The sequence below is a fragment of the Stutzerimonas stutzeri genome (assembly GCF_000952685.1).
GTDB lineage: Bacteria > Pseudomonadota > Gammaproteobacteria > Pseudomonadales > Pseudomonadaceae > Stutzerimonas > Stutzerimonas stutzeri_E.
The window spans coordinates 104484-128496 of sequence record NZ_JYHV01000011.1 but is presented as its reverse complement, the minus strand read 5'-3'; the positions used below and the strand labels follow the sequence as shown (position 1 = coordinate 128496).

At 60.1% G+C, this 24013-nt stretch carries 19 protein-coding genes; 14 read left to right on the top strand and 5 right to left on the bottom strand.

The features are described 5' to 3' along the window. Positions 1 to 13: 13 nt before the first annotated feature. Positions 14 to 436, bottom strand: coding sequence for a hypothetical protein (locus UF78_RS04435; protein WP_045160827.1), 423 nt, complete (start codon positions 434 to 436; stop codon positions 14 to 16). Positions 437 to 1228: 792 nt separating this feature from the next. Here UF78_RS04435 and UF78_RS04425 point away from each other — a divergent pair. Continuing rightward, on the top strand, positions 1229 to 2554 hold the full coding sequence (locus UF78_RS04425; protein WP_045160825.1) for an MFS transporter: 1326 nt from the start codon (positions 1229 to 1231) through the stop codon (positions 2552 to 2554). 531 nt (positions 2555 to 3085) lie between these two features. Further along, positions 3086 to 4129, top strand: coding sequence for a GlxA family transcriptional regulator (locus UF78_RS04420; RefSeq protein ID WP_045160824.1), 1044 nt, complete (start codon positions 3086 to 3088; stop codon positions 4127 to 4129). A gap of 235 nt (positions 4130 to 4364) precedes the next feature. Here UF78_RS04420 and UF78_RS04415 read toward each other — a convergent pair whose 3' ends face one another. Next, positions 4365 to 6302: a methyl-accepting chemotaxis protein gene (locus UF78_RS04415; RefSeq protein WP_045160823.1), complete on the bottom strand. Its 1938-nt coding sequence runs from the start codon at positions 6300 to 6302 to the stop codon at positions 4365 to 4367. A 374-nt stretch (positions 6303 to 6676) separates the two neighbouring features. On the opposite strand from UF78_RS04415, the gene UF78_RS04410 reads away from it, so the two are divergent. Further along, positions 6677 to 8311: an AMP-binding protein gene (locus UF78_RS04410; protein WP_045160822.1), complete on the top strand. Its 1635-nt coding sequence runs from the start codon at positions 6677 to 6679 to the stop codon at positions 8309 to 8311. A 432-nt stretch (positions 8312 to 8743) separates the two neighbouring features. Then, complete coding sequence (locus UF78_RS04405; protein ID WP_045160821.1) at positions 8744 to 9214, top strand: MarR family winged helix-turn-helix transcriptional regulator; 471 nt, start codon at positions 8744 to 8746, stop codon at positions 9212 to 9214. Between the two features lie 178 nt (positions 9215 to 9392). Here the strand turns inward: UF78_RS04405 and UF78_RS04400 are convergent, their stop codons facing one another. From UF78_RS04400 to UF78_RS04390, 3 genes are all read right to left on the bottom strand, one after another. Beyond that, positions 9393 to 11204, bottom strand: a complete 1812-nt coding sequence (locus tag UF78_RS04400) for a feruloyl-CoA synthase (protein ID WP_080890555.1) — start codon at positions 11202 to 11204, stop codon at positions 9393 to 9395. A 196-nt stretch (positions 11205 to 11400) separates the two neighbouring features. After that, the gene (locus UF78_RS04395) at positions 11401 to 12849 is read right to left on the bottom strand and encodes an aldehyde dehydrogenase (protein ID WP_045160819.1); all 1449 of its coding nucleotides are present in this window, start codon (positions 12847 to 12849) and stop codon (positions 11401 to 11403) included. Between the two features lie 173 nt (positions 12850 to 13022). Further along, positions 13023 to 13853 (bottom strand): p-hydroxycinnamoyl CoA hydratase/lyase, encoded by an 831-nt coding sequence (locus UF78_RS04390; RefSeq protein WP_045160818.1) that lies wholly within the window; start codon positions 13851 to 13853, stop codon positions 13023 to 13025. Between the two features lie 357 nt (positions 13854 to 14210). Here UF78_RS04390 and UF78_RS04385 point away from each other — a divergent pair, with 357 nt between their 5' ends. The 10 genes from UF78_RS04385 to UF78_RS04335 all read left to right on the top strand — a co-directional run bounded on the left by UF78_RS04385 (position 14211) and on the right by UF78_RS04335 (position 23913). Next, positions 14211 to 14660 (top strand): DUF2231 domain-containing protein, encoded by a 450-nt coding sequence (locus UF78_RS04385; protein ID WP_045161092.1) that lies wholly within the window; start codon positions 14211 to 14213, stop codon positions 14658 to 14660. Next, positions 14657 to 15952 (top strand): PQQ-dependent sugar dehydrogenase, encoded by a 1296-nt coding sequence (locus UF78_RS04380; protein ID WP_045160817.1) that lies wholly within the window; start codon positions 14657 to 14659, stop codon positions 15950 to 15952. Before UF78_RS04385 ends, UF78_RS04380 begins: the two co-directional genes overlap by 4 nt. Positions 15953 to 16485: 533 nt before the next feature. Next, positions 16486 to 18618, top strand: coding sequence for a TonB-dependent siderophore receptor (locus UF78_RS04375; RefSeq protein ID WP_045160816.1), 2133 nt, complete (start codon positions 16486 to 16488; stop codon positions 18616 to 18618). Positions 18619 to 18947: 329 nt separating this feature from the next. After that, complete coding sequence (locus UF78_RS04370) at positions 18948 to 19859, top strand: alpha/beta fold hydrolase (protein WP_045160815.1); 912 nt, start codon at positions 18948 to 18950, stop codon at positions 19857 to 19859. Positions 19860 to 20352: 493 nt separating this feature from the next. Then, positions 20353 to 20667 carry a luciferase family protein gene (locus UF78_RS23270; RefSeq protein ID WP_045160813.1) on the top strand — a complete coding sequence of 105 codons (315 nt, stop codon included), beginning with the start codon at positions 20353 to 20355 and terminating at the stop codon, positions 20665 to 20667. A 207-nt stretch (positions 20668 to 20874) separates the two neighbouring features. Beyond that, positions 20875 to 21234, top strand: a complete 360-nt coding sequence (locus UF78_RS04355; protein ID WP_045160812.1) for a DUF1304 domain-containing protein — start codon at positions 20875 to 20877, stop codon at positions 21232 to 21234. Positions 21235 to 21327: 93 nt separating this feature from the next. Then, the gene (locus UF78_RS04350; RefSeq protein WP_045160811.1) at positions 21328 to 21633 is read left to right on the top strand and encodes an NIPSNAP family protein; all 306 of its coding nucleotides are present in this window, start codon (positions 21328 to 21330) and stop codon (positions 21631 to 21633) included. A gap of 93 nt (positions 21634 to 21726) precedes the next feature. Further along, positions 21727 to 22122, top strand: a complete 396-nt coding sequence (locus UF78_RS04345) for a VOC family protein (RefSeq protein ID WP_045160810.1) — start codon at positions 21727 to 21729, stop codon at positions 22120 to 22122. A 402-nt stretch (positions 22123 to 22524) separates the two neighbouring features. Beyond that, on the top strand, positions 22525 to 22905 hold the full coding sequence (locus UF78_RS04340) for a tautomerase family protein (RefSeq protein WP_045160809.1): 381 nt from the start codon (positions 22525 to 22527) through the stop codon (positions 22903 to 22905). A 126-nt stretch (positions 22906 to 23031) separates the two neighbouring features. Further along, complete coding sequence (locus tag UF78_RS04335) at positions 23032 to 23913, top strand: isocitrate lyase/PEP mutase family protein (protein ID WP_045160808.1); 882 nt, start codon at positions 23032 to 23034, stop codon at positions 23911 to 23913. The last annotated feature ends 100 nt before the right edge of the window (positions 23914 to 24013 follow it).

Sequence of the window (24013 nt, the reverse complement as noted above, 5' to 3'; positions counted from 1 at the left end):
AATTTATAGACGCTTAGGTGGGCGAGACAGAAGAATTCAAGCAGTAAATCAAATCCGCCCTATCCGAAGACGAAAGCATCTTTGCAGGAATTCTTGTGACCTTGAACCTTCCACTCCCTTTTAGAACAACACCCTGATTCATGTCTTCTTTTATCGTGCAAATCTCAGAAAACGGCACCGTGACTGTTTTATTTAAAGGCGTCCGTATAGTTATATCTGAATCAGTTAGAAGGATGATTGCCTCGGTTTTTAGTTTTCTGCTTGCGTGTAAAAAATAGACACCTGGCAGCCCTGACACAACAGCTATGAACATTAGCGCCGGCATGCCCAAACCAACTTTCGTTACACCATAAACGGGCAGGACCAGGATAAACACCCAACCAGCTATTTGCATTATCTTTGCGGACTTAGAGGTAGCCCAAAATTCCTTTTTCATTAATAACTCCTTTTAAATATAGATCGCTTGCCTGTATTTTGCTCGGCGCGGTCTGGTGCCTTCTTCGAAGGAAGGGCGGTGGCGAGTAGCTTAAATCAGGATATCTCTAGAGGCACAGCCCCTATGTGTCAAAAAAGTGTCGAGATCATTGCCGATCATCGCTAAGCAATGCTGGGAACACGAGGCGCAAACGCCCATAACGCCGGACTCTGCGACGTAAAGCGGAGCAAATTATGGGGTTCAAATCCCCCGGCGCATAGAGCCCGTACCCAGGGCTTTGTGCTGTCCGAGCCTGCCGTATCTAAGAGAAATGTCCGCCTGCGCGCAGCAACTCACTCATACCAAGCGCTCCAGAAGCCATCGGAGGCCTTCTATGCTTTCCGGCTATTGGATCCAACAAAAGAAAACCATTGCCGTAAAGCTGGATGAAGATCAGAGCCGCCATTCGCATCGATCATTGCGTTAGCGAGAACCTCGAAGACCAACGGCTTCTGCTTGGCCTGCAGCATTACACCATGTCGCCAGCGTCACTCCCTCTATCAGAATCCTCAGCGACGCCGAGCAAGGCTCGCGCAATCATCCTCAGGAGAATGATCCGTTCGTTTACCGAACAGATGTCGTCTTCGGTTATTGCTCAATGGATCCATTAGTGGAAAGTTAGCCTCGCATTACAAAAATAATCACGAGGACTGACCGTCATGCTGCGTCTTGCGCTTTGCTTCACCTACCCGCCTTTGCAGGTTGTTTCTTCGCATCGCCGTTTCGGCTCGGCCCTTTGACGGAGAACCCCCTATGAACAACCAACTGCGTCAAGCCGTGGATGCCGGTGCGATGAACCGCTTCCAGTGGACTGCCATTGGCATCTGCATCGTACTGAACATGATTGACGGCTTCGATGTACTGGTGATGGCCTTTACCGCGGCATCGGTATCCGCCGAGTGGGGCCTGAGCGGTTCTGAGATTGGCATGCTGCTCAGCGCCGGACTGTTCGGCATGGCAGGCGGCTCTCTGTTCATCGCCCCCTGGGCCGACCGCTTCGGACGCCGCCCGTTGATCCTACTGTGTCTGGCCATCTCCGGCGTCAGCATGATCCTGGCTGCCTACAGCCAGAGCCCAACCCAGCTGGGCCTGCTGCGGATGATCACCGGCCTGGGAATCGGCGGGATCCTGGCCAGCAGCAACGTCATCGCCAGCGAATACTCGAACAAGCGTTGGCGCGGTCTGGCAGTGAGCCTGCAGTCGACCGGTTACGCATTGGGCGCAACCTGTGGCGGCATGATCGCGATCTATCTGCTCGGCCAGTTCGGCTGGCGGTCGGTGTTCATGTTCGGAGGCGCAGCGACGCTGGTGGCCATTCCGCTGACGATCCTCTGCCTGCCGGAGTCCATCGATTACCTGATCTCCCGTCGCCCCGCCGGCGCACTGGAGCGCCTGAATAAGCTGGCCGTGCGCCTCGGGCAGGCGCCACTCGGCTCGATGCCGGTAGCCAGCGAACCCCCCACCACCGCCGGCGGCACCTTCAAGCGGTTGTTCGCACCAGATCTGCTGAGCAGCACGTTGCTGCTGTGGGTCGCTTTTTTTCTGGTGATGTTCGGTTTCTACTTCGTCATGAGCTGGACGCCGAAACTGCTTGTCTCGGCAGGTCTCTCCGCAGAGCAGGGTGTGACCGGCGGTGTGCTGTTGAGCGTAGGCGGCATATTCGGGTCAACCCTGCTCGGCCTCGCCTCGGCTCGCTTCAGGCTGCACCACATTCTTGCGCTGTTCATGATCGTGACCGCGATTCTGCTGGCCGTCTTCGTGGGCACGACATCTCATCTGACCGCCGCTTTCGTCATTGGCGCATTGATTGGCCTGTTCGCCAACGGTTGTGTTGCCGGGTTGTATGCCACCTCGCCGCTGGTTTATGACGCGTCAGTGAGGGCTACCGGTGTGGGCTGGGGCATCGGTATCGGTCGTATCGGTGCAATCCTTTCGCCGCTAGTCGCTGGCCATTTGATCGACGCCAACTGGACCCCGAACCAGCTATATATGGCTTACGCCGTGGTATTCGTTGCGGCTGCCTGCGTCGTTCTGATGTTCCGGCTGCCTAGCGCCCGCCCCGCCGTAGCGCTCGGTTGATCACAGGTCCTCCCCCCTTCTGCGATTCATTTACCGGAACGTCCGCTGCCAATCGGCAGCGGAAGCCCCGCCGCAACGAATCGGCCCCGCTGGCGTGTCGACGTCTTTTCCATTCACCCAGACCGGGCCCCGACTCCGCCACAATCGCGAGAAGTCGACCTCGAACTGTGGCAAAACATCGAGGAGCTACTGGCGTCGACGAGATCACAACCTGCATAGGTGTCTGGCGACGGCAGCTGAAACGTCGCCTCTTCCGTTTCATCTGTGCGCCCCCGACGCGCTACTATCTTGAGCAAAGGCTGACACGAGCCCGTCAGCTGGTACTACAAAAAGCAACAGGTCGCTGACTGAGGTTGCCCCTGGCTACTGGATTCAAAAGCTATCCGCATTCGATCGTCGATTCCGCAAGTTCTTCGGCACTGCGCCCCTGCACCATCGGATCACTTTCGAGCGAAGCCGCCCAATCCGTATGCAGCCTGGCTCGGGCCATGCCAGCGGTCAGCCCCTGGGTTCTTAGGGTAAAGGTTCACCATGACGTCCACGCGCACGTTCAGTGACAGTTTGCAGGGCCGAAACATTAAGCCTGCACGACACGACGAAGGTCTCGAAGGCACCACGTCGAGAGTCGGTTTCCTGCTGCTCAGCAACTTCTCGCTACCCTCCTTCACCCAATCGCTCGACACGCTGGTCACCGCCAACCTTATCCAAGCCCACGCTTTCGAGTTCGTCATCTTCGGCCTGACGGAGGAGGATGTCCTGAGTGATCTGGGGATACCGATTGGTGTCAACCAAGTCATAGATGCTGCCAACACGGCGCAGCTCGATGCGCTGATCGTCTGCGGCGGCCTGCGAACCCCATGCAACATGACGCGGCAGCTGGGCGAAATCCTGAAGAAGACTGCGGCCCAGGGCGTGGCGCTGGGAGGACTATGGAACGGCGCCTGGTTCCTCGCCGAAGCCGGCTTACTTGACGGATACCGCTGCGCAATCCATCCGGAACAGCGTCTGGCGCTGACTGAAATAGCGCCCACTACCCAGGTCACCAATGTCACCCACATGGTTGATCGAGACCGGTTGACGGCCGCCAGCCCCAACGGCGCGTTCTACATGCTTTTGGAGTGGATCAGGGGGCTGTACGGCTGCGGGCTGGTGAACGGAGTCGTCGATATCCTGGCGTTCGACATGACCCGTGTGCGTGCGGTCACCGGTGCGCGCTACCGAAACCTTTCGCCCTCCCTCCAGGAAGTGATCAGCCTGATGGAAGCCAATCTGGAAGACCCGTTGCAGGTTGATCAGCTTGCCCACTACGCAGGTAAGTCTCGTCGGCAGATCGAGCGGCTCTTCAGCGAGCAGCTCGGCACCACGCCTCAGCGCCACTATCTCGAGCTTCGTATAACGGAGGCTCGACGGTTGCTGCAGCACTCTTCGCTTTCAGTCATCGAGGTAGGCCTGGCATGCGGCTTCGTGACATCGAGCCACTTCAGCAAGTGCTACACCGAGTACTTCGGGCACCGACCTTCGAAGGAAATCAGACTGGATCGACGGATGGACCCTCTCTATCGGAAAACCCCGTGACCGACGCCGCTCAGTCGGCGTTAGCAGCGACTTGAAGCAGCCATAACCCCGTCGCACGCTACGCGATCACCTGCGATGCGGTGGCGGCTGTTCTGCGCATTATTTGCCGCGCATGGACCTTGAAACAGGGGCCTGAACGCCCGGCACGCAACCGCTGGATGGCCTGCCGCGTGGCCAGTCACGCGGCAGCTGGGTTTGCTTGGCAGCGCGCCAAGCATTCCGCACATCGTCGGACTTAGGTCCGGAAACGTCCAACCAGCCCTTGCAGCTCACCGGAAAGATGGGCGAGGCGTTGCGAGTCGCTCATGGAAGACCCGGCCAGTTGCTCCACCAGCAGAGCGTCTTCGTGAATCTGGACGATATGGCGGTTAATTTCCTCGGCGACATGATGCTGTTCTTCCGCTGCGGTCGCGATCTGGGTGTTCTGGTCCCGGATATGGTCGACCGATCCACGAATGCGCTCAAAGCTTTCCCGTGCCTTATGGATTCGCTCGACGCTGGACTTGGATATTTCAACGCTGCTTTGCATTTCGCTGCTCACGCCTTGCGTCCGGCGAGCAAGTCCGCCGAGCAGCGAGTCGATTTCGCCGGTGGAATCCGCCGTGCGTTTAGCCAGCGCACGCACCTCGTCCGCCACGACGGCAAATCCTCGACCCTGCTCGCCTGCGCGCGCGGCTTCGATAGCCGCATTGAGTGCTAGCAGGTTGGTCTGATCAGCAATCGACCGAATGGTATCCAGGATGGCGTTGATGTTCTGGCTGTCTTGCTCCAGCTCTTTCATCGCATGCATCGACCGCAGAAGGCTTTCGCTCAGTTGGGTAACGCTTCCGCTCGCATCGTCGATCTGCAGCTGACCTTCGTAGACCTGATGTTGCCCCTCATCCGCAGACGTTGCCGCCTGGCTGCAAGAGCGCGCCACTTCGTTCGACGTGGCGACCATTTCGTTGAATGCCGTCGAAACAAGCTCCACGGCCTCGCGTTGCCGACCTGCTGCGTCGTTCATATCGTCGGCGACACGCGTGGCAGTCTCGGAAGCGGTTTGCAGCGACGCCGAGGCACTGCCGATGCGCTGTACCAGCTCTCGGATCGCGCCGAGGAATTGGTTGAACCAGCGGGCAAGCAGGGCTGTTTCATCCTTCCCTCGCACCTCCAGGGTACGCGTGAGGTCACCCTCACCCTGGGCGATACCTTCGAGCCCACCGGCGACGCTGCGGATCGGCCGCGCGATCAGGCCGGCAAACGCCGCGCCGAGCAATGCGAACACGACGGCCAGTACAATCGCCACGCCCGCGGTCAGCCAGGTCAGCCGGTTCGCGGTGGACATAACTTCATCGCGTTGAATGAGGCCGATGAACTGCCAACCCAGCGTCTCGGACGACCACACGTTAGCCATGTAGACGCTACCGTTGAGTTCTACCTCGGCGGTGCCGTTTGCCTTGGCGAGCTCAGCGTAGCCGGCACCGAGCTCGGAGAGTTGCTTGAAGTTGTGCTCCGCGTTGCTCGGGTCGACGAGCACGTTGCCGCCTTTCTCCACGAGCATGAGATAACCGCTTTTGCCAAGCTTGATTTGCTTGATCAAGTCAGTCAGCTGCTTAAGGGAAACGTCAAGCCCCACCACACCGACCGGCTGGCCGCTACGTTGAACGGTCCGCACCGTGCCGATGAGCACGGCGTCGTCCGGAGCCCAGTAATACGCACTCGAACGAACCGTCTTGCCTGGCTCGGCCATCGCCGCCTTGTACCAAGGGCGAACGCGCGGGTCGTAGCTGTGCAGCTTCGAATCGTCCGGCCAGATCGCATAGCCCCCGTCAACGAGCCCAAGCGAAAGGTAAGCCGTTGTGGGATGCGTCTCGGCGAAGTGCGTGAATATATCCAGCACGCGCTGGTTGATCTCTGGCAACGGAAGACTGGCCGCGTCTGCCGCGATATAACTCTTCAGGCCTTGAGCCTGGACGATCTCAGGATGCTTCGCCAAGTAGTCGACGTTTTGTGAAATTCCTTCAAAGAACAGCTTCATCGCCGTTTCGATCTGTCGAATCTCGCGCGTGCTGTTATCGGTGAATCCCACCATCGCCTGGCTGCGAAGATGCGTGATCACCACCGCCGCAACCAGAACCATGGGCACGCAGGCAATTGCTGCGAAGGCCCATGTCAATTTTTGTTTTATGTTCATTCAACGCACCTGCAAGGAGGTCTGTCAGATCGGGCTTTCCGGACGTAAAACCGCACCAACTGCGGGTTGAGCCCGTAACACAGCTATCGGCTGTATCCAGGGCGCCTTGAGGTGCGCTTGACGAACGGATCGGATCAGCTGACCGCGACATGACCTGAAGGCGGCACGCCGGCTTCGCAAGCCAAAGCCGACAACGGAATCGCCATGTCACCCGGCTGCTACGCTGAGACCCGAGCCCGGAACCCGACCCCTCGTTTCTGTCAGCGACGCTTGTCCAAACCGCTCATCCAGGTTGGTGGCTTTTGCCATTGTTGCGTGCGGGACGCGGAGCCAATATCCGAGGCACCCCAATAACAAGAAGCCAGGAGCCAGCCATGCGCGACTACGCCACCGCGGCCAGCGAGTTCGATTATCACCAGACCGTCTCGGCGATCCTGTCCGGCGATCTATCGGCCATGAATGCCTGCGTCGAGTGCTGCGACCGCCACGCCGATTCGGACAAAATCGCGCTCATCTGGGAGGGGCGCGACGGCCAGCGAGCCATTTGGACCTTCGCACAACTCAAGGAAGCGGCCGCGCGCTTCGCCAATCTCCTGCACAGCCATGGCATCGGGCCGGGCGATACGGTTGCCGGTCTGCTGCCACGTACACCTGAGCTGCTGATCACCATCCTCGGCACCTGGCGTGTAGGCGCCATTTATCAGCCGCTGTTTACTGCCTTCGGCCCTAAAGCGGTCGAGCATCGGATCACGGAATCCGGCACGAAGATGGTCGTCACCGATGCCGGTAACAACGAGAAGCTGGACGCCATCGCGGCGGCACCGCGCCGGCTGGTGGTCGGCCACGGTGCCGAAGACTTCTGGACCCAGGTGAATCGCCAGTCGCCCGAATTCGAGCCGGTACTGCTGAGTGGCGAGGCGCCCTTTCTGGCGATGTTCACCTCCGGCACCACCGGGCCGGCGAAGCAACTGTATGTGCCGCTCAAGGCCATCGTCGCCTTCGTCACCTACATGCGCGATGCGGTCGATCTGCGTCCCGATGACAACTTCTGGAACATCGCTGATCCAGGCTGGGCCTATGGCCTGTACTACGCCGTCACCGGACCGCTCGCCATGGGGCACGCCACAGTGTTCTACGAAGGCGGCTTCACGGTCGATAGCACCTGCCGTGTGATAAGCGAATACGGCATCACCAACATGGCGGGCTCACCTACCGCATTCCGCTTGTTGCTGGCGGCCCGCGACGAAGTGGAAGGCAGGATCAAGGGCCGCCTGCGTGCCGTAAGCAGCGCCGGTGAACCGCTCACGCCCGAGGTGATCCGCTGGTTCAGCAGCGGCCTCGGCTGCACCATCCACGATCACTACGGCCAGACCGAGCTGGGCATGGTGCTGTGCAATCACCACGCCCTGAGCCACGCGGTCAGCATCGGCACCGCCGGATATGCCATGCCCGGGCATCGCGTCGTGGTGTTGGACGACCAACAGCGTGAGTTGGAACCTGGCACGCCGGGAATACTGGCGCTGGACCGCCGCCGTTCGCCGCTGCTCTGGTTCTCAGGCTATGCGGGCACTCCGACCAAAGCATTCGTCGGCGACTACTACCTGAGCGGCGACACCGTCGAGTTGAATGCCAATGGCAGCATCAGCTTCGTCGGCCGCGCCGATGATGTGATCACCACCTCTGGATACCGCGTCGGTCCATTCGATGTCGAGAGCGCACTGGTCGAGCACCCAGCCGTGATCGAAGCGGCGGTCATCGGCAAGCCCGACCCGGAACGCACCGAACTGGTAAAGGCCTTCGTCGTGCTGCATGCCAGCCACCAGGGCGACGCCATGCTGGCTGAACAGCTGCAGCAACATGTGCGGCAGCGGCTGTCCGCCCACGCTTACCCGCGCGAGATCGAGTTCGTCCCCGAGCTTCCGAAAACCCCGAGCGGCAAGATCCAGCGCTTCCTGCTGCGCGATCGGGAAAAGGCTGCACAGCAGTCTTCCGCAGCCGTGCAGGCCTAAAGCGTCCGCCGTACGAAACCCTTTTACTGGAATCAGGCGACACCCATCGAATTTGCTGCACGGCCTGCAACCCACCAAGTGAGTTACAGGCCGTGCAACAGAAAGCATCGACCTTGTTCCTTTGGCCAGCTAGGTTCGGGATCGTTATCAGTCAGCACTAAATAGCTAGATGAGCACGCAGCCCCAGCGGCTCTACAGTGCCGTACGGCAAAGGCGAGGAACTTCCTTTCTTAGCTTTTTACGGATGAGCTAAAAACAGCCACCTGCAGCGCCGCCCGGCGAACGGCAAATTACGACCCGAAAACTCCAAGCGCCATATGCCGCATTACGGAAATCGGAAACTGGCCAGAACCGGCCTGTCGGTGCGAAACTGATTAGGTTTATTAATCAGTACCCTATATTCCATTTCTAGCGAGTACCCGGTCCCAGCCAATGGCCAAGAAAGCCCCTCCCGCTCCGGAACAGAGCAGTACGACTCCGGTGCAAAATGCGCCGCTGCTGGATCAACTGATCGGCTATGCCCTGCGGCGCGCCCAGCTGAAAGTCGCGCAGGAGCTGGTCGAGCAACTGGCCCCCTTCGACCTGCGTCCCGCGCAGTTTTCCGCCCTGCTGATCATTGAGACCAACCCAGGACTGATGCAGACCGACCTGGCGGGGATTCTTGCCATCGAGCCGCCGCAGGTAGTCACCCTGCTGAACAAACTGGAAAAGCTTGGCCTGGCGTTACGAGTGCGTTGCAAACCGGATAAACGCTCTTATGGCATTTTCCTGAGCAAGGCCGGAGAAACCCTGCTCAAGCAACTCAAGGAGGTAGCCGCACAAAGCGACCGCGAGGCGACCGCCGCCCTCGACGACGCCGAACGCCAGCAACTGTTGCAGCTACTGCACAAGATCTATCGGTAAGACGAGCCAGCCGCCGTCTGAGCGCGTGGGGCGCGAGCACGACCTACCACCGATCGCGGCCAAGCCACGCTTACAATGGGAGCGCGCTTGTAGCCCGAAGGCAATCCGGGGGTGTGCGTCTACGGTCGCTACTCATGTCGGCGAACCCGACAACCCCACCCGCTGGCTCGCCCAGCGCTTATGCACCCCGCTCCGCCGTGACCCGCTGTGGATCGTCGCCACGGTACAACGCCTCGATATGCGCAGCGCGGCAGTCGAGGATCACCCGCTGATTGAGCGATCCCTTGTCGGTGACTTCACCCTTGTCCAGCGACGGCGGCTCGCTCATCAGACAGGCCCAGGCCAAGTGCGAGGCGCTGCCGGTGGCATGCTGATTGAGGCGCGCGAGCAGTTCGGCCATCCAGTCCCGGACCCGCGGCGCGGCCAATACCTGCTCAACCGTGGCCTCGGACGACAAACCGGCCAGCTCGCGACAGGCCGGCAGGTGCGGGAATACCAGCAAACCGATGCACTCGCGGTCCGGTGCGGTCACCACCACATCCTGGATATAGGGCGCGCCGGCCATGATCACCCGCGTACGCAACGGGCCGACACTGACGAACACCCCGGTGTTGAGCTTGAAGTCTTCAGCGATGCGGCCGTCGAACATCAAGCCCAACTCCGGGCGCCTGGGATCAGCCAGCTTCAAGGCATCGCCAGAGCAGTAGAAGCCCTCCTCATCGAAGACCGCTGCACTCTGCTCAGGCGAACGCCAGTAGCCGGGCATCACGTGCGGACCGCGGAAACGCCCTTCGAGCTTGCCGTCGACCGGCACCAGTTTGACCTCGCAGCCCGGCGCCGGCAGGCCAACATAGCCGGCCATGGACAGCGGCCCGGTGGTAAAAGTGCAGGATGGCGAGGTCTCGGTCATGCCGATCCCGGCCATCATGCGGATCCGTTCGCCGCAATGCGCCTCGGCCACTTCGTCGAGGCGATCCCAGACTGCCTGCGACAGCCCGGCGCCGGCGAAGAAGAACAGTTTCATCTGCGCAAAAAACATCTCGCGCAGCTCGGCATCCATCTCCAGGGCGGCAACCAGCTCTTCCCAGCCCTTGGGCACGGTGAGGTAGGCGGTCGGGGAGATCTCGCGCAAGTTGCGCAAGGTCTCGGCGAAATGCTGCGGAGTCGGCTTGCCATCATCGATATACAGGGTGCCGCCGTTGTACAGGACGATGCCGACGTTGTGGCTGCCACCAAAGGTGTGATTCCACGGCAACCAGTCGACCAGTACCGGTGGCGCCTCGCCGAACACCGGGAAGGTCTGCAGGAGCATCTGCTGGTTGGCGCAGAGCATGCGTTGGGTGGTGATCACCGCCTTGGGCAGCTTGGTCGAACCGCTGGTAAAGAGGAACTTGGCGATGCTATCGGGGCCGGTTGCCGCAAAGGCCGCATCAGCCTCATTGCAGTCCGGTGCGTTCAGCAGACTGGCGAACGACCGACAGTCGCGCCCCGCCAGTTCGCCCGCGGTCAGCACCAGCGGCGTGTCGGCCGGCACCACCGCCTCAATGGCGCGAGCGAAGGCTCGCCCGTCAGCGGCAAACACCAGCCCCGGCTGCAGCAGCGAGCAGATGTGCTGCAGCTTGGCGTAATCCTGGGCCACTAGCGAATAGGCCGGCGACACCGGGCAATAGGGCACGCCGGCGTACAAGGCGGCGCAGGCCAGTTGCAGATGCTCCAGATCGTTACCTGAGAGAATCATCAGCGGCCGCTCGACCGACAGCTCGAAGCCCAACAGCCACTGGGCGATGCTGCGTACTCGCCCGAGCATTTCGGCATAACCGATACGCTGCCATTCGCCATCCGCACCGCGGCGGGCGACAAACGTCTGCTCAGGACGCTCATCGGCCCACTGCAACAGACGGTCAAGCAGGCGCGGCGGATGGTCCTGCAACGGTTCGGAAGACTGCATATAAAGCGTCTGCCCGGCCTGACGCAGCTGCACGGCCGGCATGCCGATCGATACCTGACGGTAGGCCGCAGCACCTGAGGTGCTGGATTGACTGTTCACCAATGAAACTCCTCCGCAAAGCGCCCCCGGGTTGCCGGGTCGATTGTTCTTATGGTGCTGCTTCTGGATCGCGCTGCTGATCCCGCATGGAAGCTCGCATCGAATGCTCCTGAGATCAGATGCTTCAGATCGAACGCCCTTAAATCGGGTAGTGGCGCGGCCCGTTCTGAACGGTGACCCAACGCAACTGGGTAAAGAAATCGATCGACGCCTTGCTGCCGAAGCTGCCGTAGCCGCTGGCCTTGACCCCGCCGAACGGCATTTGCGCCTCGTCGTGCACCGTCGGCCCGTTGATATGGCAGATACCCGACTCGACCCGTTGCGCCAAGGTCAGCGCCCGAGACACGTCGCGGCTGAAGATCGCCGCCGACAGGCCGAACTCGGAATCGTTTGCCAGGCGCAACAACTCCTCGTCGCCGTCGCCGCGCAGCACCACCGCCACCGGACCGAAGGATTCTTCATGGTATAGGCGCATTTCAGTCGTGGCGCCGTCGAGCAGCGTCGCCTGCATGATGCTGCCCTCCAGCTGACCACCCGCTACCAGGCGCGCGCCCTTGGACAGGGCATCGTCGACCAAGGCCTTGATCCGCTGCCCGGCCGAAGCGTCGATCAACGAGCCGAGCACAGAAGTCGCATCCTGCGGATCGCCGGCATGCAGGCTAGCGATCTTGTTCGCCAGTTTCTCGACGAAAGCATCGGCGACCTTGGCGTCGACGACCAACCGTTCGGTGGACATGCAGATCTGTCCCTGGTTGAAGTAGGCACCGAAAGCCGCGGCCTCCACCGCCGCATCCAGATCGGCATCGTCCAGCACCAGCAAGGGCGCCTTGCCGCCCAGCTCCAGCAGCGCCGGCTTCAGATGCCGCGCGGCCTGCTCACCAACAATGCGCCCGACATGGGTGGAGCCGGTGAAATTCACGCGGCGTACCAGCGGGTTGGCGATCAGCCGGGCGACGATCGCCGGCGCATCTTCTGGTGCGTTGCTGATCACATTGACCACGCCATCGCCGAGCCCGGCATCCTGCAGCACCTGCCCGATCAGCCGATGAACCGCCGGGCTCAGCTCGGAAGCCTTGAGCACCACGGTATTGCCGCAGGCCAAGGGCATCGCCAATGCGCGCGTACCGAGAATTACCGGCGCGTTCCACGGCGCGATGCCGAGCACCACACCGCAAGGCTGGCGCAGGGCCATGGCGAAACTGCCGGGCACGTCGGAGGGGATCACCTCGCCGTTAATTTGCGTGGTCATTGCCGCCGCCTCCCGCAGCATGCCCGCGGCCAAATGCACGTTGAAGCCGTACCAGTTGGCCATGGCCCCGGTCTCACCTGCCACCGCGAGGAATTCCGCCGCACGCTCCTCGAGCAGCTCGGCAGCTCTGGACAGGCGTGCGCGCCGTTCATTGGGTGCCAGCGCGGCCCAGGCTGGAAACGCCGCCTGCGCCGCGGCCACCGCCGCATCGGCATCTTCCAGAGTGGCGGCGGCGACCCGAGAGACCACTTCACCGGTCACAGGATTGCAGCGCTCGAACATACGACCATCGGCAGCCGGTCGCGACTGACCACCAATCAGCAGGGGCACCTCGAACATGGGGAAATTCCTCTTATTGTGGTTGTTCAAATCGATCGCCGTAGCGAGAGCGTTTCCAAGCGTTCCCGGCAAGGCGCGCCAAGGCAAAAATGGAGTTGAGAGAGCTAATGACCCCGTCTTTTGCGTAGCGCCACGTCAGCAGCAGCGGCCTGAAAGCGGTCGCAACAGGCGCATTAGCGCTTGTAGGCCTGCAACCCCGGCTTGATGCTCTTCTCGTCGAGGAACTGCTTCATGCCCTGCTCGCGACCACCTTCTTTGTCGAGCAGGCGTGACTGGTCGAGCTTGGCATAGAGGTAATCCTCGTTCTGCTCCCAGGTCAGCTCGCGACAGCGCTTGAAGCCGATCTTCGCCGCGCGCATCACTACCGGGTTCTTCTCCAGCAGGTTGCGCGCCAGCTCGATGGTGGTTTCGCGCAGCTGCGCCAATGGCACGCTCTCGTTGACCAGCCCCATCTCGGCGGCTTTCGGTCCACCGAAGGTCTTGCCGGTCATGATGTAGTACAGCGACTGGCGATGGCCCACGGTATCGGCCATGGCCTTGCTCACCAGGTTGCCTGGCGGGATACCCCAGTTGATTTCCGACAGGCCGAAAGTCGCCTCATCCGCGCAGATCGCCAGGTCGCAAGCCACCAGCGGGCTGAAGCCACCACCGAAGCACCAGCCATTGACCATGGCGATGGTCGGCTTGCTGTACATGCGCAGCAGCCGCCACTGCCATTGCGAGGCTTCGCGACGAATCTTCTCTTGAAGAATCTCCGGGCCGGCGTCAACTTCGCGAAAGTATTCCTTCAGGTCCATGCCGGCAGTCCAGGACTCGCCGGCACCGGTCAGCACCAGCACGCCGACGTCTGCATCCTGCTCCAAGGTCTCCAGCACTTCGACCATCTCACGGTTCAGCGTCGGGCTCATGGCATTGCGCTTTTCCGGCCGGTTGAGGACCACCCAGCCGATGCCCTCCTCGACCTCGACTTTCACGGTCTGCCAGCGATTCTCGTAGTTGCTCATCACGCACCTCTTGTTGGGGTTGTCAGCTCGTGAGGCAAAGCTAGCGTGCAAATATAGTTATGTCAATTAACTACATTTTCAAAAAACAGCTTTCGCGAAACGTAGCCAACCCAACAGATGCTGCTATAACAGTGCTAAAAGCCCCCATCGCTGACTGCAGAAGTCTAATTATTCCAGCGGGTTACGTTAACAACCATAACTTTAATCAAGAGTGACGGCCCACTATTCGCCGAAGCGCGATCGCAGTGAACTAACGCCCCAGCGGCATGATCCTCTCTTATGCACATTCCGAGCGAACATGGCGGGCCAGCGCATCTACGACAGCCCGCCAAGTCGCCCAGCGATGAGGACGCCTTCGTGACCGTTGTTACCCATAGCACTCACCACACGACACACAGCATCTCCCGCCACCTACCCAATCCGTTGCACGCAACGCTGCTAGCCGGGACTATTTCCCTGTTTCTTGGCGGCATGCTGAGTGATATCGCCTACTACCGCACGTACGAGATTCAGTGGAGCAACTTCTCTTCGTGGCTGATCGTCGGAGGCTTGGTTTTCTGTGGGCTGGCGATCCTGTTCGCGCTGGTCAATCTAGTTCGAGCGCAGCACAAAAAAGGCCGGCCGCTGGTTTATTTCGCTCTCCTGCTAGTGACCTGGGTGCTGGGCTTCATCAATGCACTCGAGCATGCCAAGGACGCCTGGGCAACGATGCCCGCAGGCCTGGTCCTATCGGTCATCGTGACCCTGCTGGCCTGCGTTGCGACATGGATCGGTTTCACCAACCTGCGTGATGGAGGTGAAGCATGAAACATGTAAGCCCATTAAGCGCCCTGACTGTCGCACTGTTGCTGAGTGCTTGCGGTGGCCAGGATGATGACATCGCCCAGGTTACCGGTCCCGATCCCAAGCTCGGGGAGCCCCAGCGCGGCCTGCTGCCCAGCATGACGATTGCCGACCCGGTCAACTGGGGCGAAGAGAAGCCGACTGTGCCGCAGGGTTACACCATCACCGCCATCGCGACCGACTTGAAAGTGCCACGTCAGACCCTGGTGCTGCCCAATGGGGACATTCTTGTTGCAGAAGGCAAAGGCGGCAATGCACCGAAGCTCAAACCGAAAGATGTGATTGCCGGCTATATCAAGTCGAAAGGTACGACGTCGGTCAAAGGCGGCGATCGCCTGACGTTACTGCGCGATGGCGATGGTGACGGTACGTACGAAACGCAGAACGTGTTCGCGGACAACCTCAACGCCCCCTACGGGCTGGCCTTTTACGACGGCAATCTATACGTGGCGAACCAGGATGCGCTTGTGCGATTCGATTACCAGGAAGGCCAGACCCAAGCCAGTGGCGAACCGGTCAAGGTCACAGACCTGCCTTCAGAGATCAATCACCACTGGACCAAGGCACTGACGGTCAGCCCCGACGGTCGTTTTCTGTACGTAGGCATCGGGTCGAACAGCAACATTACCGAGCGCGGCATGGAGGCCGAGGTCGACCGAGCCATGATCTGGCAGATAAACGCCGAGACGGGAGCCCATAAACCTTACGCAACCGGTCTACGTAACCCGACGGCGCTGACGATACAGCCTGGCTCCGACCAGCTTTGGGCGGTGGTTAACGAGCGTGACGAGCTCGGACCGAACCTGGTTCCGGACTATCTCACATCGGTACGCGAAGGTGGCTTCTACGGCTGGCCGTATAGCTACTGGGGCCAGAATGTCGACGATCGTGTTCGGCCGCAGAAGCCCGATCTGGTCGCTTCTGCCATCAAGCCGGACTATGCGCTAGGCCCTCATGTCGCCGCCCTCGGCGTGGACTTCTCCTCTGCGGTTATGGGCGAAAAGTTCGCTGAGGGTGCGTTCGTAGGCATGCACGGCAGTTGGAACCGAGAGGTCCCGTCCGGCTACAAGGTCGTTTTCGTGCCGTTCAGCAACGGCCGTCCAGCGGGTGAGGCAGTGGATTTTGTCACCGGTTTTCAGACCGCCGATGGGAAAACGCGCGGCCGGCCAGTCGGCGTGACGGTTGACCCGAGCGGAGCACTGATCGTCGCTGACGATCTGGCTAATACCCTGTGGCGCGTGACCCGAGCGCAGTAATACGACAAAACCAACCGCGCCAGCTGATATGCCCGACCGAGGTTCGGCCTTGATCTCTTTTGCAATCATTACGCCCGCAAGCGGCTCGCCGAGCCGCTTGCGGCGTAACGTGAGGATAGTCGGCGGTATCTGTTGGCATTGGAGCTATAGGTTGGAGGATTGAGCGTCGAGCTCGATGCCGCCGCCGGATGCCGTACCCAACCGATGCGGTCAAATCCCCGGCCTGTTCCTGGTGCTGCCCTCGCCATTCTGTAGTTCGCGCAGCAGGGGCTAAGCGTTCAAACGATCACCGAGATCATCTTTGTTAGATGACCTTGCTCTGCTGCAGGACTCGCTCATTCCGACAGTCTCGCTTCTCACCAGAACCACCAGAAACCGTTCACTTCATTTTGTTTTTCGGACGATTGAGGATCACCCAGCCGGTGCCATCTGAGCAAAGCTCACCGGTCTCGATCCTTATTGATAATAATTATCAACATCTATAGCATTTGCCGCTTTTCCGCCCGAAACCTCTTCTTGTAGGGAAGTCAGCAATGCGTCGCTTTATCGTACCGGTCTTGTCGCTCCAGGCCCTTGTTTGCACTGCCCACGCGGCTGAACGGCCAGCTCCCTCCAGCGACCCCATCGCGCTCGGCCAAATGGATATCACAGCCTCGAAAGTCGAGCGCGCCGACGGGCCGGTAGAGGGCTATCGCGCCACCCGCTCGGTCAGTGCCACGCGGACCGACACGCCCATCCATGAAATTCCGCAGTCGATTAGTGTTGTGCCTGCACAGGTGGTGCAAGATATCGGCGCGACGCGGCTCGAGGATGCGCTGGACTATGCGGGTGGTGTCGAGCGGGGCAATAACTTCGGCGGCCAGGGGCTGACCGAGTTTCTAGTGCGAGGCTTCAGCTCCCAAGAGTTCTACCGCAATGGCTTTGCCATCAATCGCGGCTATCCCAACATGCCGGACGCCGCCACGCTGGAGCGCATCGAGGTGCTGCGCGGACCGGCTTCGATGCTTTACGGCCGTGGCGACCCAGGCGGCACCTTCAACATCGTCAGCAAACAGCCTCAAGTCGAGCGACGCACCGTGCTGGGCACCCAGTTCAACAGCGAGGGGCTGCGCCGCGGCACGCTGGATACAACCGGCGCGGTCGACGAGCAGGCCGAGTTCACCTATCGCCTGAATCTGGTGGCCGAGGGCAGCGACAGTTTCCGCGACCATGTCGAAAGTGAGCGCTACAACGTCGCTCCGGTGCTGCGCTGGGACCTGAGCGACGCCACCGCCATCATCCTCGAAGGTGATTATCTGCATAACCGCCACCCGCTCGACCGGGGCGTGACGCGCTACGCCGGCCAGCAAGGCCAGCTTCCACGTGACCGCTTTCTGGGCGAGGAAAGCGCCGGCAAGTTCGCGAACGAGAACGCCACGACCCAGCTGCGCATCGAGCATCTGCTGGATGACCAATGGACCCTGCGCGGTGGTGTGCAATACCTCGACGGTTCTCTGGAAGGTGGCGCCGTGGAGAACAACGGCCTGGCCGCTGACGGCCGTACTGTCGGCCGCAACTACAGCGAGCGATGGCTGGAGTGGAACGACGTCGCCACCCAGTTCAACCTCGAGGGCCGATTCCAGGCGCTGGGCTTCGCCCACACCCTGCTGACCGGCGTCGAGTACGACGACTTCAACTACCAGTCGCGCATCGACCGCTCCGCCGGAGGCGTCAACGATTTTCCGATCGACATCTACGAGCCGGTCTACGGCCAGCCTCTGCCCGCCCTGACCCGCACCACCACCTTTGACGACGAAGACCTGAAATCCTATGCGCTGTACGTACAGGATCAAGTCGAACTCACCGAGCGTCTCACGCTTCAGCTGGGCGCCCGACTGGAGCGCTTCGAGCAGAGCTACACCAACAAGCTGACAGAGGCAGGCAGCTGGGACCAGGCGCATAACGCGGTATCGCCCCGACTCGGCGTCATCTACGACCTCACCGAATCGCTGGCGGTGTACGCCAATGCGGCCCGCTCGTTCAAGCCCAACCGCGGAGCGGACCGCAGCAGCCAAGCGTTCGACCCGGAGGAAGGCGTCGCTTACGAAACCGGCATCAAATACGACTTGCCCGAACACAACCTGAGCGTGACCGCTGCCGTTTTCCATATCACCAAGGAAAACGTGCTGACTGCTGATCCGGTGGACAGCAACTTCCAAGTCGCTGCCGGTGAAGTCCGCAGCCGTGGCTTCGACCTCAGCGTTGCCGGCAACATCACGCCGCAATGGCGCGTAATCGGCGGTTATGCCTACGTTGACGCTGAAGTGACCGAAAGCAACAGCGCCACCATGCCGGTGGGCAGCCGCCTGGCCAACGTGCCAGAGCACAGCTTCAACCTGCTCGACACCTATGAGTTCGACAACGGCGCGCTGGATGGACTGGGGCTCGGGGTTGGCGTGAAGTACGTCAGTTCGCGCAAGGGCAGCACTTCGGACACCGCTTTCGATATGGGCGCCTACACCGTGGTCGACCTGTTGGCCTACTACCCGCTCACCGACCGCGTTCGCCTCAACCTCAACCTCGACAACGTCTTCGACGAGGAGTACGACGAGCGCGCCTGGGGCAACATCTGGGCCTATCCGGGTGCGCCGCGCACCCTGCAGGCGGGTATTTCCATCGAGCTGTAACGGCGATTGTGGCGAACGTGCCGCCAAACCGGCGCGTTCGCCCTCTCCATGCGTCCCCATTCCAGCCCGCGCACTTCGACAGGCCCGTCAGCGACGGGCAGCTGAACGCCAGCGCTTGCAATACGTCGAAGCAGATAGCCCAGCCGCTGCCCGCACGCCCGACCTGGGACCATCCTGGGTGACCTGAACGATAGGCGATGCAGTCAACGGACCTGGTCATGTGCCAAGTGCAGCGCCTGAGGCCGCATAGACAGGCTCGATTCTGCTGGAGTAGTGTTCAAGCGGTTTAGTCAGGCGTTGACCTTGGTGGCCAAAGGGGAGCACCGATCATGTTGAGACAGATCGAGGCAGGCGTTTTGCGGGTTGCCTATTTCGATAGCGGCCCGTCGGACGGCACGCCCGTACTGCTCCTCCACGGCTTCCCCTACGATGTGCACGCTTATGACCAGGTGACGCCTATCCTGGTCTCGCAAGGCTGCCGAGTACTCGTCCCCTATCTGCGTGGGTATGGACCTACGCAGTTTCTCTATCCAGACACGCCACGCTCCGGCCAGCAGGCAGTGCTTGCGCATGATCTGCTTGCCTTCCTGGACTCGCTGAAGATTTCCACAGCTGTGCTTGCCGGATATGACTGGGGAGGCCGTGCGGCTTGCATCGTGGCTGCCCTCTGGCCTGAGCGTGTACGTGCCCTCGTGTCGGCAGGTGGCTATAACATTCAGGACATTCCGGGCTCGGTGAAACCGCAGATTCCAGAGAACGAGTGCCGGTACTGGTATCAGTACTATTTCCACTCCGAACGGGGCCGGGCAGGGCTCATCGACAATCGCCGCGAGCTTTGCAGGTTGCTTTGGCGGCAGTGGTCGCCGACCTGGACATTTACCGACGAGGATTTCAACCAGACGGCTGATTCCTTTGAAAACCCCGACTTTGCAGACGTGGTCATTCATTCGTACCGACATCGCTATGGTCTGGTACCTGGCGATCCTACAGTCGAAGAAACCGAGCGACGCCTTACGACACTACCCAGAATCTCGGTGCCATCCATCACTTTGGATGGACTCGACGATGGCGTTGCCCCTTTAGGTGGCTCGGCCAGCCACCTTCATTTCTTCACCGGTCACTACGAACATCGGGCGATTCCCGGCGTTGGCCACAATCTCCCACAAGAAGCTCCACATGAGTTCGCGCAAGCCGTGCTGTCGTTGAAAAACGAGCACGATGGAAAAGGTTCAAAACCGTAAACGTCCTGCGCAAAAGCACTTACGTCGTCCGGCATAAAACGCATATCACCGAGACCGGGCTAAAGCCCTCCCCTCAACCGAACGCAAGGCTCCGAGGCATAGATGCCGAGACTCATCGTCCACAGCGTCGCGATAGCATCGCTTGGCTTGCTCCTTAGCTGGCTTGTCCTTGGCGAAAATTCACCAGCGGCCGATTGGGTGCTCAGCCGCCCGCTGCCTACGAATCTCGCATCGGCTGCGAACTTGCCAACCATGCTTTTTGCACTCGGTGCATTTGGCGGGCAGGCCCCAACGGCAGCGCTGGTAGTGGCGGCAATGGTGCTGCAGTGGCTTCTGTACGGGCTTGCGTTTGCCTGGTTGTGGAGCAAGTTACCGCCCGGCCGTTCATTCATATCGACGTCGCTTCGTGTCGCAGCTAGATTCAAGCGCTAGGCGCTGAGGATCAACCCGAGCGTCAGTCCGTTCACGTTGGGCCCAAAGGAACCAGAGCCCCATGGTCGCATTGAAGGCAGCGTTAATTGCAGGACTGCGAAATATAGACGGCGTCGAAGACAGGCCATCCCCGGTATCAGGCGGCTCAGCGATTTTTTTTCACGGGAGGGAGTTTGCGCACTTCCATGACGAGAATGAGCTGGACCTGAGGCTTACCAAGAAAGTCATCCAGGCGCTTGGCTTGTCACACCCGCCCGGCTCTGTTCATCACCCCAACAGGTCGCCTAGCTCACCATGGATTGAATTGCGGTACAGCAATGCTGATGACATAGAGAACATTTTGAAGCTTGTAAGGCTTGCGGTCGCTCGGCTATGAGGCTCGTTCACTGGCTGGCTTGGTCGGACAGCCCAGCACCGGCGTTTTTCCACTCCATGCGATCGGTCAAAGCGAGGCGTTAGTTCATTGCGGGAGCTAACAACATATGGATTGAGATCAAAAGGATGAGCATGGCTTAACACATATCGAAAGTTTCTATCCATAAAAATAAAAACCGAACTTTGATTAGCAAAACAGGCAATAGAGATGACACTGATCGCCGATTTAGTAGTTTTATTAGTCGCCTTGCTCCATGGGTATTTCATGGTTTTGGAAATGTTCCTTTGGGAAAAGCCGATAGGCCTTAAAGTCTTCGGTAATTCCAGGGAGAAAGCCGCTAATACAAAGGTATTGGCAGCCAACCAAGGCCTCTACAACGGCTTTATTGCGGCGGGTCTTCTGGTAGGCCTGATACAAGGAGCGGCTGGCTATGACTTCAAGTTGTATTTCTTGGCATGCGTCGTGGTGGCCGGTATTTATGGCGCAGTTACAGCCAGCCGAAAAATTCTGTTTGTGCAGGCGCTGCCAGGCGCAATAGGCTTGCTTTTGGTTCTAATCACCCACTAATAAATGCAGGACCAGTACAGGGCGTCTAAGCTGACGCCGCTTCGCGGCGCGGCTTAAGTCCAGCCTAGACAGCAAACAAGACCGAGGCAGAACATGATCACCTGCTATCTCCGATACGTTATTGATCCGTTCAAGTCGAAGGAATTTGAGCACTATGGGAGGCTGTGGATTCCTCTGGTGGAGAAATTCGGAGGTAGCCACCATGGCTATTTCATGCCATCGGAGGGTGCCAATAACGTGGCTCTGGCTCTGTTTACCTTCCCGAGTCTCGCGCGCTATGAGGAATACCGAGAGAAGTCCTTGCACGATCCGGAGTGCCAAGCAGCCTTCAGGTACGCCGAAGAAACGCGCTGCATTCTTAGTTACGAGCGCAGCTTCTTCCGGCCGGTGTTTGAGTAAGGTAGAAAACGCTCCAAGGCTACGGCTTGGCCCGCCCGGCTTCTTCGCTTACGCCCTGGCGTCGGCTACAACGCTTCACGCGAGGTACTCAGCTTGTTCTCCCATATCTTCGTTGGCGTCTCGGATTTCGATCGCGCATTGGCCTTCTACCGGGCCTTTATGCCAGTGCTAGGCGTCCAGGAGCGCTTCTGCGACAAAGGCAAACCCTGGGCTGGCTGGCAGTCCCATCCGGAACCCCGGCCGCTATTCGTAATCGGCAAGCCCTACGACAAACAGCCGCATGATGTCGGTAACGGGCAGATGGTTGCCTTTCTGGCCAGCAGCAGAGCCGTCGTCGATCAAGCCTTTACCGTCGCACTGGCGAACGGAGGCATATCCGAAGGCGCGCCGGGGCTGCGGCCCGAATATCACGCCAACTACTACGGGGCGTACCTTCGGGACACCGAAGGCAACAAGCTGTGCGTCGCATGCCACTCGGCTCCGGGCTGAAAAAACCTCAGAACGAGAAACAGTGCCGAGCCTGCCGGCGCGCTCAAATGGATCTTTGCGCTGATCAGAGCGACATCGGTCCGCGATTCTGCCGAACCGGCACTGCGCAGTGGTCGCGTATGAGCACTTCGACCTTGCACAACAGTCGTTCGTCATTTCCTCAAGCCAACGCGCAAGTGGCGTCTATATTCAAGCGAGTCGCTCGCTGCCGGACCGAGAAAACGCCTTGCGACAAGCTGTTCGAAAGCCCTGAGAACGGACGACTCGTCCTCATGCATTTGTCCGTACGCGGCTCAGCGTGAGCAGCAGCACCTAGCCATTCCCATCGGGCGGGCGCTGTTCACCCCGCTTCGCTCACGTCAGCCGCAGCCCTTGTCATGATCAGCCGCACCGGGAGATCACATGCCACTCGTCACGCTCACCGTTCGTAAGCCCAAGTCCAGCGCCTTCAAATCCGGCGTGCTCGACGCAGTCCACGCTGCGCTGGTCTCGTCAGGGGTGCCACCGACCGATAAATTCCAGCGCGTATTGGAGCTGTCCGAAGAAGACTTCCGCTTCGACGCCAGCTACCCCGATCTCACCTCGGAAAGGACCGCTGACTTCGTTCTTATTGAAGTTCTGTGGTCCGCCGGCCGCAGCGTAAAGGTCAAGAAGAAGCTCCTTGATGACCTTATGCCCAGGCTCTCCGAGCAGGGGCTGAACCCCGAAAACGTGATGGTCTGTTTCAAGGAAACTACCTGGGAAAACTGGTCGTTCGGGGGCGGTCGCTTCATTCACACCTGAGACAATTCGCCGCTTGCGCGCCTGCTTTTCATCGAAGGGTCTTCTCGATTGATCAGGCGAACGCTGCGCCTGCCAGTGCCATACGTTTAAAGCCATACGCCTAAAGAAAATATCAAGGAGCTCTTTATGGACAGGTTCGCGAGCCGCCGCGCGACATTTGCGCAACTCCACGAATCAGGTTGTTTTGTCATCCCCAATCCTTGGGATGTCGGCTCGGCGCGCTTTCTGGCGCACTGCGGCTTTCGAGCGCTGGCGACCACCAGCGCGGGGTTCCAGTTCACACTGGGTCAACCGGACACGGTATGGGGGTTGCCCCTGACGACGGTCCTGGAGCACATCGCCGGCCTCGTCGAGGCGACGGAGCTGCCCATCAACGCGGATTTTCAGTCTGGCTACGCTCATGAGCCCGATAGTGTCGCGACCAATGTCTCGCTATGCGTCGATACGGGCGTTGCCGGCCTGTCCATTGAAGATGCAACCGGGGAGCCTGGCGAGTTGTATGAACTGCCGCTTGCGGTCGAGCGCATCAGAGCAGCCCGCGAGGCTATCGATGCAAAGGGCGTGCAGGTGCTTCTGACGGCGCGGGCCGAAAGCTATCTGGTGGGCCGCCCCGAACCACTCGACGACGTACTGCGGCGGCTGACCGCCTATGCGGAGGCGGGTGCAGACGTTCTGTTCGCTCCCGGTCCACGGACATCGGAAGAGATTCGCGCGATCGTGAACGCCGTTTCGCCGAAACCGGTAAACGCGATCGTGATGGGTGATATGGGCATGACGGTAGCGGATCTGGCAGCGCTTGGCGTCCGCCGCATCAGTGTCGGATCTGCCCTCGCGCGAACGGCGTGGGGCAGCTTCATCCGCGCGGCGCGGGCGATCGCTGAAGAAGGCAGCTTTAGCGGGCTTGCAGACGCAGCCCCCTTCTCCGAACTGAACCGCATCTTCGAAGAGGCCGGCGCAGCGGCGGCGCAACCGGGCGCGGCAGCCGACGCGCCAAAGCCTCGCGGTTGAGGTACTGCGTTTGAATGACAGGCGGCTTCGGCCGATGGCACCGCTGGCTATTTTGGCCGGGGCATTTGCGGGACGCTCCTGCCGTCTCGGTGTGCCCTGA

Bases quoted from the DNA above. Each gene is read 5' to 3' on its own strand.
- UF78_RS04410 (WP_045160822.1), top strand. From the start codon at position 6,677: ATGCGCGACTACGCCACCGCGGCCAGCGAGTTCGATTATCACCAGACC.
- UF78_RS23270 (WP_045160813.1), top strand. From the start codon at position 20,353: ATGGTCGCATTGAAGGCAGCGTTAATTGCAGGACTGCGAAATATAGAC.
- UF78_RS04335 (WP_045160808.1), top strand. From the start codon at position 23,032: ATGGACAGGTTCGCGAGCCGCCGCGCGACATTTGCGCAACTCCACGAA.
- UF78_RS04370 (WP_045160815.1), top strand. From the start codon at position 18,948: ATGTTGAGACAGATCGAGGCAGGCGTTTTGCGGGTTGCCTATTTCGAT.
- UF78_RS04420 (WP_045160824.1), top strand. From the start codon at position 3,086: ATGACGTCCACGCGCACGTTCAGTGACAGTTTGCAGGGCCGAAACATT.
- UF78_RS04415 (WP_045160823.1), bottom strand. From the start codon at position 6,302: ATGAACATAAAACAAAAATTGACATGGGCCTTCGCAGCAATTGCCTGC.
- UF78_RS04375 (WP_045160816.1), top strand. From the start codon at position 16,486: ATGCGTCGCTTTATCGTACCGGTCTTGTCGCTCCAGGCCCTTGTTTGC.
- UF78_RS04355 (WP_045160812.1), top strand. From the start codon at position 20,875: ATGACACTGATCGCCGATTTAGTAGTTTTATTAGTCGCCTTGCTCCAT.
- UF78_RS04395 (WP_045160819.1), bottom strand. From the start codon at position 12,849: ATGTTCGAGGTGCCCCTGCTGATTGGTGGTCAGTCGCGACCGGCTGCC.
- UF78_RS04390 (WP_045160818.1), bottom strand. From the start codon at position 13,853: ATGAGCAACTACGAGAATCGCTGGCAGACCGTGAAAGTCGAGGTCGAG.
- UF78_RS04400 (WP_080890555.1), bottom strand. From the start codon at position 11,204: ATGCCGGCCGTGCAGCTGCGTCAGGCCGGGCAGACGCTTTATATGCAG.
- UF78_RS04435 (WP_045160827.1), bottom strand. From the start codon at position 436: ATGAAAAAGGAATTTTGGGCTACCTCTAAGTCCGCAAAGATAATGCAA.
- UF78_RS04350 (WP_045160811.1), top strand. From the start codon at position 21,328: ATGATCACCTGCTATCTCCGATACGTTATTGATCCGTTCAAGTCGAAG.
- UF78_RS04425 (WP_045160825.1), top strand. From the start codon at position 1,229: ATGAACAACCAACTGCGTCAAGCCGTGGATGCCGGTGCGATGAACCGC.
- UF78_RS04405 (WP_045160821.1), top strand. From the start codon at position 8,744: ATGGCCAAGAAAGCCCCTCCCGCTCCGGAACAGAGCAGTACGACTCCG.
- UF78_RS04340 (WP_045160809.1), top strand. From the start codon at position 22,525: ATGCCACTCGTCACGCTCACCGTTCGTAAGCCCAAGTCCAGCGCCTTC.
- UF78_RS04380 (WP_045160817.1), top strand. From the start codon at position 14,657: ATGAAACATGTAAGCCCATTAAGCGCCCTGACTGTCGCACTGTTGCTG.